The organism is Paenibacillus sp. FSL R10-2771, assembly GCF_038000205.1.
Classification (GTDB): domain Bacteria; phylum Bacillota; class Bacilli; order Paenibacillales; family Paenibacillaceae; genus Paenibacillus_AQ; species Paenibacillus_AQ phytohabitans.
This window is the reverse complement of record NZ_JBBOBM010000001.1, coordinates 4,981,479-4,997,378: the sequence shown is the minus strand read 5'-3', so window position 1 is coordinate 4,997,378 and position 15,900 is coordinate 4,981,479. Positions and strand designations below refer to the sequence as shown.

General features: G+C 51.5%; 5 protein-coding genes. 1 reads left to right on the top strand and 4 read right to left on the bottom strand.

The genetic code is table 11. From position 1 onward, the window contains the following. Positions 1-89: 89 nt before the first annotated feature. The 4 genes from NSU14_RS21385 to NSU14_RS21370 all read right to left on the bottom strand — a co-directional run bounded on the left by NSU14_RS21385 (position 90) and on the right by NSU14_RS21370 (position 7,387). The gene (locus NSU14_RS21385) at positions 90-1,775 is read right to left on the bottom strand and encodes a glycoside hydrolase family 13 protein (RefSeq protein ID WP_340947314.1); all 1,686 of its coding nucleotides are present in this window, start codon (positions 1,773-1,775) and stop codon (positions 90-92) included. A gap of 278 nt (positions 1,776-2,053) precedes the next feature. Next, positions 2,054-4,372: a glycoside hydrolase family 65 protein gene (locus NSU14_RS21380; RefSeq protein WP_042135238.1), complete on the bottom strand. Its 2,319-nt coding sequence runs from the start codon at positions 4,370-4,372 to the stop codon at positions 2,054-2,056. Between the two features lie 315 nt (positions 4,373-4,687). Next, positions 4,688-5,350, bottom strand: coding sequence for a beta-phosphoglucomutase (gene pgmB, locus NSU14_RS21375; RefSeq protein WP_340947313.1), 663 nt, complete (start codon positions 5,348-5,350; stop codon positions 4,688-4,690). A 999-nt stretch (positions 5,351-6,349) separates the two neighbouring features. Beyond that, positions 6,350-7,387 carry a LacI family DNA-binding transcriptional regulator gene (locus tag NSU14_RS21370; RefSeq protein WP_039307469.1) on the bottom strand — a complete coding sequence of 346 codons (1,038 nt, stop codon included), beginning with the start codon at positions 7,385-7,387 and terminating at the stop codon, positions 6,350-6,352. 801 nt (positions 7,388-8,188) lie between these two features. Between NSU14_RS21370 and NSU14_RS21365 the strand changes: the two genes are divergently transcribed. Further along, the gene (locus tag NSU14_RS21365) at positions 8,189-15,865 is read left to right on the top strand and encodes a pullulanase (protein ID WP_340948974.1); all 7,677 of its coding nucleotides are present in this window, start codon (positions 8,189-8,191) and stop codon (positions 15,863-15,865) included. Positions 15,866-15,900 lie beyond the last annotated feature (35 nt).

The following is a 15,900-nucleotide window of genomic DNA, read 5'->3' as shown; positions in this document are numbered from 1 at the left end:
CTGCTCATCTGAGACAGGTACAGTCAACGGCCTACAGTCTATGATCCTATGATGTCATATTTCAAGGGGTTTGTCAGCTTCCGGCAAAACTAGCCTAACCGGCAGACTCTCGCTTCATACGGACGCAGCGTACTGCGGTCCATGGGCGCCGGCTCCTCCGGATAGTTACCAATAATCGTTTCGGTTACGGCGTTCAGCTCGTCAGGCAGCTCTACAGTCTGCGGTGTGTCACAGAAGTTCAGCAGCACCAGCCATTTCTCACCGCCCAGTGTCCGGGTGTACGCGTAGATATATTCATGCTCCGGCAAAAGCAGCTCATATTCACCATACACCATGATCAGATGCTGCTTGCGCAGGCTAATCAGCCGCTGATAATAGTAGAATACCGAGTCAGGATCGGCCAGCGCCTGTTCCACATTGATCTCTGTGTAGCGCGGATTGAGCTTGAGCCAAGGTGTACCAGCGGTGAAACCGGCATTCGTTGAGGCGTCCCATTGCATGGGGGTACGGGCGTTATCGCGGCCTTTCGTGTGAATCGCCTGGAGAACCGTCTCATGATCTCCTCCGCCTTCCGTAACCTTTTCCCGGTACATATTGAGAATCTCTATATCCTTGTAGTCCTCCAGCACAGGGAATTTCACGTTGGTCATGCCGATTTCCTCACCCTGGTAGATATAAGGTGTACCTTTGAGCGTGTGCAGCAGGGTAGCGAGCATTTTGGCCGAAATCACACGGTATTTGCCGTCATCCCCGAACCGGGAGACCATCCGCGGCTGATCGTGGTTATTGAGATAGAGGCTGTTCCAGCCTTTGTCCGCCAAGCCTACCTGCCATTTGTGCAAAATATCGCGCAGCCCCTTCAGTGTCCACGGAACCACATTCCACTTGCCGCCCGGGCCGGAGTCGACATCCATATGCTCGAACTGGAACACCATCTGCAGCTCATGCCGATCTTCGTCAGTATAGAGAATGGCGTCTTCTACAGTTGCTCCCGGCGTCTCGCCGACGGTCATTACATTATATTTGGAGAGAACTTCACGATTCATTTCCTGGAGATACTCATGAACCCGCGGTCCATTCATATAATACTCTCCGCCACCGGCCAGCTCACCGGGAGCCAGGCCCTCATGGTGTGCGGAAGGGAGCCCTTCTACTTTGGAGATCATGTTGATGACATCCATCCGCAGCCCGTCTACACCTTTGTCCAGCCAAAAAGCAATCATTTTATAGAGCGCTTCCCGCAGCTCCGGATTCTCCCAGTTCAGATCCGGCTGCTTGCGCGAGAACAGATGCAGATAATATTCGCCCGTCGCCTCATCCTTCTCCCAGGCCGGTCCGCTGAAGATGGAGCTCCAGTTGTTCGGCAGCGCGCCATCCGGTCCGGCGGGACGCCAGATATAATAATCGCGGCAGGGGTTATCCTTGGAGGCGCGGGATTCCGCGAACCAGGCATGCTCGTCCGAGGAGTGGTTAATCACAAGATCCATCATCAGCTTGATGCCGCGTGCATGCAGTCCGGCCAGCAGCTCCTCCCAGTCCTGCAGCGTACCGAATTCATCCATAATATCCTCGTAGTTGCTGATATCATAACCATTGTCATCGTTCGGTGATTTGTAGACCGGCGACAGCCAGACGACATCGACGCCCAGCTTCTGGAGATAATCCAGCCGGGAGATGATCCCCTGCAGGTCCCCGATTCCGTCTCCATTGCTGTCCTGGAAGCTGCGGGGATAGATCTGATAGACTACGGCTTCTTTCCAAAAGGCTCTATTCATTTGGGTGGGCTCCTTTGAGTGGTTTTGAAATAGTTGAGCTATTCAAAAATTAAATCTGCAATTGTCTCAGCTACGGGAAGATTTGGAGTTCCGGCCGCTGTTGTCCCCAGATTTCCTGATTAAACCGCTGATCGCGGTAGAAATCCGGTGACAAAGGCGGACGCTGCCGCTCCTACACTTCCAAACTTCCTCTCCGCCTTTCTTGCTGATTCAATTTTCAAGTTCAAGATATTTAAAAAAGCCCCGAAGAAGCTTAATGCCTCCGGGGCTGCAGGAAGTTATACAGTTACCGAAGAGCCGTCAGCAGTCACACTGCTCAGTCCGTTCACCGTATACTCCTTGCCATGAATCGTGAGGGATGCCGGAACATCGGTTTCATTACTAACCGTAACCTGTACATCGGTAACTGTGACCTTCAGACGGGAACCGCGGAACATGATTTTGAACGAATAAGAGGTCCAGTGTCCCGGGTTGGAAGGGTTCAGGGTCAGCCGGTCGCCCAGCACCCGGAGTCCTCCGAAGCCGTGTACGATTGACATCCATGTACCCGCCATGCTGGTCGTATGGCAGCCGTCTTCCGTATCATTATTGTAATTATCGAGATCCAGCCGCGAAGTGCGCAGATACATCTCATAAGCCTTCTCTTTGTAGCCCAGCTCGCAGGCCAGAATGGCATGGATACAAGGGGAGAGGGAGGACTCGTGCACGGTGATCGGCTCATAGAAGTCGAAGTTGCGCTTTTTGGTATCCAGATCATAGCGGTCTCCCAGGAAGTAGAGCCCTTGCAGCACATCCGCCTGTTTAATGAAGCAGGAGCGCAGGATGCGGTCCCAGGACCATTTCTGGTTCAGCGGCAGGTTTTCCGGCAGCACATCCTTCACCTGGATAATCTCCTTGTCGAGGAAGCCATCCTGTTGCAGGAAGATGCCGCGTTCTTCATCAGCCGGGTAGTACATTTTGGCGATAATCTCGTTCCACTGCGCCGTTTCGCTCTCCAGCAGCTCCAGCTTGTCGGCCAGCTCTGCATAACGTGTGCCTTCATTCTCTTGCAGGTACGCCAACGCTTCCAGGGTATATTCCATGGTCCAGGCGGCAATCCGGTTCGTATACCAGTTATTGTTGACATTGTTCTCGTATTCATTCGGGCCGGTTACACCGAGCATTACATATTTGTCCTTATGCGGCACATAGTGCACGCGTTCTTCCCAGAAGCGGGAGATCTCTACCAGCACCTCAAGCCCGTATTGGCCGAGATAAGCCTTGTCGCCGGTATAGTTCACATAGTTGTAAATTGCGTAAGCAATCGCGCCGTTGCGGTGAATTTCTTCAAACGTAATCTCCCACTCGTTATGGCACTCCTCACCATTCATCGTCACCATCGGGTAGAGTGCGCCTTTTTTGTAACCGAGCTTTAGGGCATTCTCTTTGGCTTTCTCCAGATGCTTGTAACGGTAGATCAGCAGATTGCGGGCAATCGAGGAGTCGGCGGTACTGAGATAGAAAGGCACACAATAAGCTTCCGTATCCCAGTAAGTGCTGCCGCCGTATTTTTCCCCGGTGAAGCCCTTCGGTCCGATATTGAGACGGTCATCTTCGCCCGTATAGGTCTGATTCAGCTGGAAAATATTAAACCGGATTGCCTGCTGCGCCGACACGTCACCCTCAATAATAATGTCGCTTTCCTTCCACTTATCGCCCCAAGCCGCAGCCTGTTCGGTCAAAAGCGCTACAAATCCGGCTTCACGCGCACTCTGCAAGGCGGTCCGTGCGGCGTCTACCAGCTGGCCCAGCCCGTAATTGCGGGAGGTGACATTGGCGGCATACTTATAAATAACCACCTGATCGCCGGACTGTACCGGAATCGTTACTTTGCTGCCTACATATTTCTCCTGCTCGATAGATTCTGCTTCTGCGGCTGTTGGTTCGCCGTTGACCAGAATGTCATAGACATAGGCTGAGGTTACGTGAAAATCAAGCTTTTTGGTCTTCAGGGTGAGGTGTCCGCCCGCCGGTTCCGCTTTCTTCTCGACCTCGTTCCAGAACTTCTCGTCGTAGTTGGAATCCTTGTTCTTGATATCGCCATCCAGATAAGGAGTCACGGTAATCTCACCGGAGAAATTGAGCGGCTGGATGGAGTAGCGGATCGCGCCAATCTCATGGCGGACCATGCTGACGATGCGGATGCTCTCCACTTTCACTTCTTTGCCGTCTGCGGTCGTGGCTGTGAAGCTGCGGGAGAGAGTGCCTTCCTTCATATTAAGTACACGGCGGAATTCGCTGACTGTGCAGGCTGCCAAATCGAGCGGAATGCCGTCAACTTCAACGTTGATGCCGATCCAGTTGGTGCTGTTGAGGACTTTGGCAAAATACTCCGGATAGCCGTTTTTCCACCAGCCGACCCGTGTCTTGTCAGGGTAGTATACACCAGCCATGTAGCTGCCTTGCAGGCTGTGCCCGCTGTATTGTTCTTCGAAGTTGGCTCTGCCGCCCATGTACCCGTTCCCGATGCTAAATACGCTTTCGGAAATTTCCTGGGTCTGCGGATCAAAGGATTCTTCGATGATGGACCATTCATCAATTTTGAGGTATTGTTTCATTGTTATTGGCTCCTTTTAGGTGGGGGAATGAGGTATATAAAATGAACTAAACCTGTTGTACTAAAATTACGGTGCCTCCGTCGCCACTGCGCGGAATGTTTGGACTTCCGGCCGCTGTTATAATCAGATTTCTCTATTAGTAAGCGATATTCAGCTGATGAAATCTGATTATAAAGGCGGACGCTAACGCTCCTACAGTTCCAAACTTCCGCTCCGCGGCTTCATCCCCATAATTTTAATGACCATTTTCAGTTCTTTTATAAAGAGTAGGGCAGAAGACAAGGAATCATATTACGCAGCAGCTGTTAATATTCGTCAAATGGCAGCAAAAGATTCCCGGAGTGCAGCAACGCTGATCTGCTGCAAAGAAGGGACCACCAGATTCGCTGCGCCCAGCGTCTCGGGCGAACCGATGCCGACGCTGCGCATGCCCGCACGGGTGGCGGCCAGGACGCCGGCTTCGGCATCCTCGAAGACTACGCAGTGTTCAGGAGCGATATTGACTGCCTGTGCTCCCAGCAGGAAGACCTCCGGATCAGGTTTGGCTGCGCTGGTGTGCGTGCCGTCAATGATCGCATCGAAGTAGGGGGTCAAGCCGGTATTGTTCAGGATGGTCATCGCATTCTTGCTGGCGGAGCCCAGGGCTACCTTGATGCCGTGTTCCCGGCATTCCTTCAGGAAGTCCAGCGCGCCGGGCAGAATCTCTGAGCTGTCCATCTTGGCGATGTATTCGACATAGCGGTTGTTCTTCTGCTCGGCTAGTCTTGCTTTCTCATCTTCTCCAGGCTCGATACCGCCGATCTCCAGCAGGATATTCAGGGAAGCGGCCCGGCTGACGCCTTTGAGCCGCTCATTATCGTGTTCGGTGAAGACGAATCCGAGCTCTTCCGCCAGCTCTCTCCAGGCAATATAGTGGTATCTGGCGGTGTCGACGAGTACACCGTCCAGATCGAACAGGCAAGCTTTGATTTCTGACATAATGAACCTCCTAAAATGTAAGTGGATATAATCTATTTTGAGAATCGCGCCGAATGGGCGCGTCACAATAAATGGGTGGGAATGCTGCACTACGTACAACAATCATCGGTGGAGCGCCTCCGTCTGGCAGGATTGTTGTATTACGTACAACAATCCAAAAGAAAAGTTGGTTGAATTGCGGAAATGCTGCACCAGATACAACAATTCGTCAGCGAAACGCTCCAGTTGGGCGGTAGTGTTGCATAAAGTACAACAATCCTCGGCTGAGCGCCTACGGCTAGCAGAATTGTTGTACCACGTACAACAATTCAAAAGAAAAGTTGGTTAAATTGCGGAAATGCTGCACCAGATACAACAATTCGTCTGCAAAACGTCATTGGTGGGCGGAAATGTTGCACTGTGTACAACAATCCTCGGCTGAGCGCCTCCGGCTGGCAAAATTGTTGTACTACGTACAACAATCCAAAAGAAAAGTTGGTTAAATTGCGGAAATGCTGCACCAGATACAACAATTCGTCAGCGAAACGCTCCAGTTGGGCGGAAATGTTGCATAAAGTACAACAATCCTCGGGCGAGCGCCTCCGGCTGGCAGAATTGTTGTACTACGTACAACAATCCAAAAGAAAAGTTGGTTAAATAGGGAAATGTTGCATAAAGTACAACAATCCGTCAGCGAAACGCTCTAGTTGGACGGAAATGTTGCACTAAGTACAACAATCCGTCTGCAAAACGCTCCAGTTGGGCGGAAATGTTGCATAAAGTACAACAATTTGTCTGCAAAACGCCCTCGGAAGGTGGAATTGTTGCACTACGTACAACAATCCATCTGCGAAACACCCTCAGCGCTCCCGGCGTGGGCTAAAGCTTGGCTAGGGCGGAAAATCCTATCCAAATGTGGTGCGATTCTATTTAGCGCAAACGTTTGTACAAAGCTCCAAAAAATAAATGAAGCGTAATTAGCTTCATTTATCTGCATGTAAAATCACTGCTGCTTGTGCATCATTGCTTACCCGGAGTATACATCGATGACTCCCGTACGATTAAACGGTGGGGAATGACAAAACGGTTAGTATATCCGTCATGATTATCCGGCTTCTGAATACTCTGAATCAGCACCTGTGAGGCCGTATAGCCCAGATGATAGATTCCGATATCAATGCTGCTGATTGGCGGGCTGGACAATTCCGAGAGCGGAATATTGTTAAAGCTGACAATCGCCAGATCCTCAGGGACCTTGTATTTCAGCTCATTCAGTCCGCGCAATACCCCGAAAGAGACCATATCATCCACCGCAACAAGTGCCGTCGGACGGTTCGGAAGATTCATGAAGAAGGACATCGCCCGGTAGCCGCTGTCCTGCAGAAACTCGCCTTCGACAATCCATTCCGCCTTCATTTCAAGACCTTTATTCTGCATTGCCTTACGGTAGCCTTCCAGACGGTCGCGCGAAACGATAAGATTCGGCGGGCCGCTGACGAAGCCAATGCGTTCATGACCCATGGAAATAAGGTGGTTCGTTGCATCATAAGCAGCCATGATATTATCATTGTCGACTGACAATATATCCTCATAGCGGTCGCTTCGTCCAACCAGCACGAAGGGATAGCCGCCTGATTCCAGAAAATCGATCACCGCATCATCTTTACGGGAATACAGCAGAATAACGCCGTCCACGCGGCGTCCTTTGAGCAAGCGTGAGACGGCTTCAAGCTCTTCCTTCTCATTTGCCCCGGAGCTGATCAGCACATCATAGCCGGAACGGCTGGACTGGGTGACGATCCCGCGGATTAATTCCATAAAAAACAAATTGGAGAACAGCTCTTCAGCCGGTTTCGGAAGAATGATGCAAATACTGTTGGTTGTCTTGGAAACGAGACTTTTGGCCATCATGTTCGGGGTGTAGCCCATTTCCTCCATAATCACTTTAACCTTACGGGAAGTTTCTAGGCTGATTCTGGGATGGCCTGACAACACCCGGGAGACCGTGGAGGGAGAAACTCCCGCTTTCTTGGCCACGTCCTTAATGGTAACTGTCATAGAAACCTCCTTATGGAACCGTTTGCTTTACACAGTAATATTAATCGAAGTGCTGATGATTGTAAATAGATAAACCCGGTGTGTTGCACAATACTGGCATAGAAAGTGATGAAATGAACATTTTTTCTGCGCAGGCCACAAGCTTTCCACAGGGATTCACTGGATGTTTATGAATGGAGTGGTTTCCGTGGGGGGAGGCAGTTTGGAGGCATCCCGGACATTGCACCAAAACTGTGCAAACGTTGTTAGATTGATGCAGATGATGATATATCTAATTTATTTTCAATATTCCTTTATAAAATAAGGATTTATTTAGACTTTCTCAGCTTTTTTGTTATTAACGAAAGCATGTGGATGATTATGAAGTGTGCAAATTAATGCAATTAATGACTTAATTATTGTGCAACTATAAGCAAATATTTGAGAATATTCTGGAAAATTACTAGTTGACAATAACTTTACCGGCGGATTAGTATGAAATCGAAATGAAGCAAGCGTTTACAAAGTCCGGTTTTATGCAGAATATTTATGTCGCTGCCCTGAGTCAATGGATAAGGGTTTGTGCACAAATGATTGCAAACGTTTGCACAATGGGAAGGGCGAATTGAGGGCGTGATGGTGTGATGGTGTGATGGTGTGATGGTGTGAGGGCGTGATGGCACGATTTTGGAATTTGACAAGGAGGATCGGGGTCGCTTGGGCCTGACAAGCCATCTTTACAGCAGACATCCTGCAACCGGAGAGTGGGATTCTGCCGTTCATGCGGTTGAAGTTCATAACATTCATGGGGGGATTGACGGAATGGAATTTGCTTTACGGATAAAAAAGGCTTTTGCAATCTTGATGGTTATCGCTCTTGTATGCTCGGGCTTTGGCATAAACCTGCCCAGAGTCAGCGCAGAAACGACAAAGGTTGTGCTGGTTGGTGACCTGCAGAGTAAGTTCACAGGGCTGGACCCTGCTGAAACGGCGGACTGGAACGAGAAATCGACCGTAACCCAAATGACTTACAGGGGGGAGGGTCTGTACACCTTCACCGGCATGCTGCCGCAGGGGACCTATCAATATAAAGTGGCCCTTAACGGTGCGTGGACGGAGAACTACGGATATGGCAGCTATACTGATCCTGACGGGACAGATGCGGGCGGCAACATTCAGATTACATTAAGTGAGGAGACAAGTGTAACCTTTTATTATAATGACATTACCAAAGCGGTTGCAGATTCCACGTATTATTCACCGGTGCCTGCGGACCGTTTACCCCGGGTGACCGGCAGTCTGCAGACTGTGCTTGGAGACGAACACAATGATTCCCCGGCAGATGCCCGTACACTGCTAACCGATCCTGACTTCGACGGGGTCTATGAGCAGACGGCCTTACTTCCTGCCGGCAGTTATACGTACCAGATTTATCTTCCGGGCGCTGACACTTCGGGTGGAGTCTCCTATCCGGATACGGCGCAGGAGCTTAAGCTTCCCTCCGCATTACCTGTAACATTCAAGTATAAAACGCAGGACAACACTGTGTCTGCCCATTATACGGTTCCTGCTGAACCGGGAACGGCTGTGCCTGTTCCTGCCGGACATATAAGAGTTCATTACCACCGTGCTGCCGGTGATTATGCCGGTCAGGCGTTATGGACATGGGGCAATGTTGTATCGCCGTCCGTGAATTGGCCTAAGGATGCCGTTCCTTTCCCTGATGGACAAACCGATGCCTACGGCGCTTATGTCGATCTGCCTGTGAAGGATGGGGCGAAGACGATCTCGTTCCTCGTGGTAAACCGGACTACCGGGGTTAAGGAAATGGAGGACGGGGATAAGACCATCATCATCAGTACCCCGCAGACCAATGAGGTCTGGATCACGGAGGGCTCGAATAAAGTAACCCCTTATGAACCGGTGGAGCTTCCGGCGAATACAGTGCGGATTCATTATATGCGGGCCGACAACAATCAGAGCCAATACGGCCTGTGGCTGTGGGATGATGTGGTGACGCCGTCTAATGTGTGGCCCAAAGACGCAACTCCTTTTGCGCCCGAACACAGGGATTCCTTCGGAGCCTATGCGGATATTCCGCTGAAGGAGAATGCCAAGACTATCAGTTTCATCGTTATGAAGCCTGCAAACGGAGACAAAGACGGTCCGGCGGGCAATGAGAACAAAAGCTTCGCTTTTCTGGACCGTTACAATCAGCTGTGGGTGAAGGAGAATGACCCGAACGTCTATACTTCACCTTTTGGCGAGACACCGGTTGGGCTGTTATCCGCAGATATATTGTCCGCAAGCAAACTATGGCTCGGGTTTACGTTAACGGACGGGCTCACGGCGGATGCTTTACAAACAGCCATTTCTATAAAGGACTCGGAAGGAGCCTCTGTTCCTGTTACAGGTGTGGCGGTTACTGGCGCAACTTCGGTTGAAGTGACTACCGGTGCATTTGATCTGAAGAAAATCCCGCTGAGTGTAACGTATGCAGGCAAAACTGTATCCGCTTCCGCCGGCTGGAGAATGATGGATGAGCTATATAATTACACAGGTGACGATCTCGGGGCCACGTACCATAAGGCCGGCAAGTCGGCAACCCTGAAGCTTTGGGCACCGAAAGCGAGCTCAGTAACTGCGGTGGTCTACGATAAAGCTGACGCTAATCTCACCGTAGGCCGCGCCGGACTGACTCTGGGTGACAAAGGAGTCTGGACGGCGGAGCTGACTCCTGCTGATCTGACCGGTGCACCCGGCGCAGAGGATGTCAGAGACTTCTATTACCAGTATGAAGTGACCAATGAGGGAGTAACTAAGCAGGTGCTTGATCCCTATGCCAAATCCATGGCTGTATTCACCGTGAATACGGCGGGAGAGGCAGGTGCAGGCGGTGATACGCTGGGCAAGGCAGCCATTGTGGATTTAAGCGCTACGAATCCCGTGGGCTTCCAGGCTGCAGACATTGCCGGCTATGAGGATCGTGAGGACGCCATTATCTATGAGGCGCATATCAGGGATTTCACCTCCGATCCGGCTATCCAGTCGAGTCTCGGCGGGGAACGCTGGGGGTCTTATGCGGCTTTTGAGTCGAAGCTGGATTATATCAAATCACTGGGTGTCACCCACATTCAGCTGCTTCCGGTGATGGCCTGGTATTACGGGGACGAGACCGGGATGGAAGACAGGGAGCTGGACTATTCAGCTCAAGGCAATGAATATAACTGGGGTTATGATCCGCACAGCTATTTCTCTCCGGACGGGGCGTATTCCCGCAATCCGGCAGATCCGGAAGAGCGGATCAAAGAGCTGAAAGGCTTGATCGATGCGGTGCATGAAGCCGGGATGGGCGTCATTCTTGATGTTGTGTACACCCATATGGCCAAAAAAGAATTACTGAATGACATCGTGCCTAATTATTATGCCTTCCAGGACCCGGCGGGCAACTTCATCGGCGGCTTCGGCAACAATCTGGCAACCAGCCATAAGATGGCCGAGAAGCTGATGGTCGATTCCGTAAAATACTGGTTCCAGGAGTACAAAATCGACGGGATGCGGTGGGACATGATGGGCGATGCCACAGCAGATGCGGTTCAGGCTGCTTATGACGCTGCGGCTACCATTAATCCCAAGGCCCTGTTCATCGGGGAAGGCTGGATTACCTTCGGGGGCGAGGCTTCTGATCCATCCCTCAAAGGCAAGGCTGCTGATCAGAAATGGATGGATAAGACGGACAGTGTCGGCGTATTCTCCGATGAATTCCGCAATGAGCTGAAATCCGGATACGGCTCCGAAGGAGATCCGCGGTTCATTACGGGCGGAGCGCGCCCCTTGACGACGATCTTGAACAATATCAAAGCGCAGCCTTCCAATGTTCCGGCAGATGATCCGGGAGATATCGTGCAATACATTGAAGCGCATGATAATCTGACGCTCCATGATGTCATTGCCCTGGCCCTTCATAAGAATCCGCAGAACGCGGCGAATGAGCTGGAGATCCAGAAGCGGATCAGGCTTGGGAATATGCTGCTGCTGACTTCGCAGGGTACCGCATTCCTGCAGGCGGGTCAGGAGTACGGGCGTACCAAGCAATGGTTGGCTACGGGGATTCCCGAGCAGAAATATACCGAAGTCCGCGATGCGGCTGATCAATCGGTCAGTTATTTCATCAACGATTCCTACGATTCGTCGGATGCGGTCAATGCTTTCGACTGGGCCGCAGCAACGGATGAAGTGAACTTTCCGGTGCAGAATGCGACCAGAGAATACACGGCCGGGCTGATTAAGCTCAGAAAGTCTACCAACGCTTTCCGGCTGGGCGACATCAGTCTCGTGAATTCCAATGTCAAGCTTATCGAGTCACCTGAAATGCAGAAGGATGATCTGGTGATCGGTTATACAAGCAAGGCAACGGATGGAACCGGGATCTATTATGTCTTCATGAACGGTGACAGCAAGACAAGAACACTTTCTTTGCCGGAGAATTTGAGTGACGGTACTGTGCTTGCCGACAATGACGAAGCCGGGACCGATGCGATTCCTGCTGCGGACCAGAGCGGATTCAGCCTGACGGCGGATTCCATCACCCTCGACCCGCTCACATCTGTAATTATCCGCAAGGATGCAGCCGCAGCAGTAGTGTCTCTGCTGGAGACTGACCAGGCCAGCTATTCGCTGAAGGAAGGGGCCGCGCATCAGACTGTGGTCACGGCCAAATATGCGGATGGCACTTCAAGCAAAGTGACCGCCAAAGCGCTGTATGCATCCGATAAACCGGAAGTAGCCACAGTGACAAGCAAAGGGCTGGTGAAGGGGATTAAGGCTGGAACAGCGATCCTTACCATTACCTATGGCGGCGTGTCCGCGAATGTGACTGTAGAAGTAACCAGCCCGCCAGTAGAAACCAAACGGTATGTGCAGTTCACTTACACCCGGGAAGACAGGATTTATAAGGATTGGAGTGTATGGCTGTGGTATACCGGGGCAACAGACGGTGAGGTGAAGCTCCCCGAGCCCGCAGGAGATTCAGCAAGCTCGATGGTTCTGATTGAAGTAGGCAAAGACGCAACCCAGGTAGGCTTTGTTCTCATAAAAGGTCTGGAGTGGCCTGACAATAAGCAGGATATTTCAGATGACCGCTATATTGCTCTGACTCCCGGAGAGGCTTTCACCAAAGTCCATGTAACCAGCATGGTCAAAGAGCTGGAAATCACTCCGGGCATCAGCGGTCCGCTGATGCAGGATGAAGCCATAACCTTCCTTTACCGTGATGACGAGCTGTTCCGCGGCGGCGATGTGTCTGCGATAACAGACATTAAAGTGAAGGTGAACGGCAAAGAATATCCGATGGAGTATGATCCGGCCAAGGAATGGTTCAGCTACCGGCTGAGCGGTCTGGAGGAAGGCATTTATAAGTATACCTTCATCGTAACTAAGGACGGAGTGACCCGCGAGTTCAGCGACCCGCACAACACGGTGGGCGGAGAATCCTCCCTGTACTATCACAAACCGGAGGTTAACATTACGGCAACGGTGAATCCGACGGCTGTAACCTCCAATGAGAATGCTGTAGTAACGGTGAAGGCTGTCTCCACAGAGGAAGTGTCCTATAAAGACGCTTATCTGGATCTTACCGCTCTGGGAGGACCAGCCAAGGTCAAATTCGATACAGAGCTTATGCAGCAGACCGTAGCAGTGAAGGATAACGTGCCGGCGGGTATCAAAAGCATTCCAATCGTGCTTGTAGACCAGTATGGCAATCTGCACAGACAGTCTGCTGAAATCGAGGTGAAAGCCAGAACCTACAGCGGTTCCAAGCTTGATTTCGACTGGGATGAGGCGCGGATCTATTTCGCACTGACCGACCGCTTCAAGGACGGTGACCCTGACAACAATGAGAATGTGGACAAGGCACATCTTGAAGCCTATCATGGCGGCGATTTCAGGGGGATGATCGGCAAGCTTGATTATCTGCAGGAGCTGGGCATCAACACGCTCTGGATCACGCCGGTTGTAGACAATATTGATTTCAACCAGGGGTTAAGCTTTGGCGGCAAACAATATGCTTATCACGGGTATTGGGCCAAGGATTTCACTAAGCTTGATGAGCATCTTGGGGACATGGAGACCTTCAAGGAGCTGATCGAGAAGGCGCATGACAAGGGCATCAAGATTATGGTCGATGTAGTGCTTAATCATACAGGCTACGGGTTGAAGGAGGATGACGTCAATCCGCAGGTGGCTGTAGAGGACAAAGCGCGTTTTGCGGGAATGCTGCGTACGGACGGCGTTCAAGCCGATACGGATGTCATCAAAGGCGAGCTCAGCGGATTGCCGGACTTCAAGACGGAAGATCCTGCGGTACGCAAGCAGATCATTGCCTGGCAGACAGGCTGGCTGGATAATGCCCGGACAGAGCGGGGAGATACAATCGACTATTTCCGCGTTGATACGGTCAAACATGTGGAGAGCGCAACCTGGAAAGCATTTAAAAATGCGCTGACGGCTATAGATCCGGGCTTCAAAATGGTCGGCGAATACTTCGGCGGAACCGCCGATAATGACGGCGGCATGCTGCAGAGCGGGCAAATGGACGGTTTGCTTGATTTTAGCTTTAATGATCAGGCCAAGCTGTTCGCAGACGGCACCATTAATGCTGTGGATGCTTATCTGCAGGAGCGCGAAGCGAAGATCAGCAATACCGGGGTGATGGCACAATTCCTCAGCAGCCATGATGAGGATGGTTTCCTCTCGGACTACGTTGACGGGGACAAGGGTAAGCTCAAGATCGCTGCCGCGCTGCAGATCACGGCCAAGGGCCAGCCGGTGATTTACTATGGGGAAGAGCTGGGCCGGTCCGGTAAAAATGCCGGGGATATGGCAAGTGGCGAGTTCAGCGAAAACCGGGGCGATATGCCTTGGGATCAGCTTACTGCAGAGCAGGGACTTCATGATCATTATCAGAAGCTGCTGAACATTAGGGCGGAATATTCGCAGCTATATGCCAAAGGTATCCGCACCAAGCTTGCGGGCTCCGATGATCTGGGATATCTGGCCTTCAACAAGCAATACGGGAACGATAACGTGGTTACGGTAATCAACACGAAGAAGGAAGGTCTGAGTGCAGAAATCCCCGTGCCTTTTGCGGCATTGTCTTCTGTAAGAGATGAGTACAGCGGTAAGCTGTATAAGGTATCGGCTGACCGGAAGATTACGATTGATCTGCCGGGCAGAGATGACGGAGGTACCGTGATTCTGGCGGCGGAGACAGTTGTAGTACTGCCAACACTGACACCAACGCCAACACCAGCGGCAGAATCCGAAACTAGTTCCGTTGTAAAGCCAACGGTAAAGCCAACACCAACGCCAGGGCCAACGGCAGTTCCGGCAGGTACACAGATTATAAGTGGGCAGGATCTTCGAAATGGCAAGGATGGCAGAGTAGAACTCAGTCTGGATCAGGGCAAGACTTCCGTGCTGCTGCCGGTCCAGGCAGCTAAGCTGCTGGGGAATAACGGGCTGGTTATTCACTCGGAGGTGCTGTCCGTTACAATCCCGAATGCTGTGCTGGCTGATATTCAGGCCATGGTTACAGGTGCGGATGCGGACAGTTCACATATCCTGCTGGAGCTGACTCCGCTTAGCGAAGCTGCAGCGCAGGATGCAGTCAAGAGATTCAGTAAGGAGAACACGGCTGCTACTGCTGTTTCCGGGGTATACGACCTTAAACTGCAGATTATCAAAAAAGACGGGACCAGCCTGCCTGTTACAACGTTCAAGCAGCTGGTTACTTTGACGCTTAAGCTTCAGGGCAACCCGGTTAAGGAATGGACAGGTGTGTTCTATCTGGGAGATAACGGTGAGCCGAAGTATATTGGGGGCGCAGCGCAAGCGGATGGTTCACTTACTGCTGCAGTTACACATTTCAGCAAGTATGCAGCACTTCAGATAAATACAGTGTTCAAGGATGTGCCTGATACCCACTGGGCTTCTGCTGCCATTAAATCACTTGCAGCCAAACAGGTGGCAACAGGAGTATCGGCTGCTGAATTTGAACCTGCAAGAAACGTGACGCGTGCGGAGTTTACAGCATTGCTGATGCGTGCACTCGGACTGTCAGGGGAAGGGAGAGTGTTATTCGCTGATGTCCGGGCGGATGCCTGGTACTCCTCTTATGTAGCCGCTGCCGTCCAATCAGGCATTGTTAACGGGCGCAGCAGCACTGCCTTTGCCCCGGATGCTACAATCAGCCGTGAGGAAATGGCGGTGATGATTATCCGTGCTCTGGAGTTCAAACAGGGCAAGGTTCTGGCATCCTCAACAGGCCAGGTCTTATTCGCGGATGCCTCCAGTATCAGTGAATGGGCACATGCTTATGTGAATGCTGCCGTAGAGCTTAAACTTGTGCAAGGCAGAGACCATCATCTCTTTGCGCCGCAAGGACAGTTAACCCGTGCAGAGAGTGCGCAGGTGATTTACAAGCTGCTCGGCAAATAGCACGCGCAACGAATCAGATCAGAACATAAACAGGG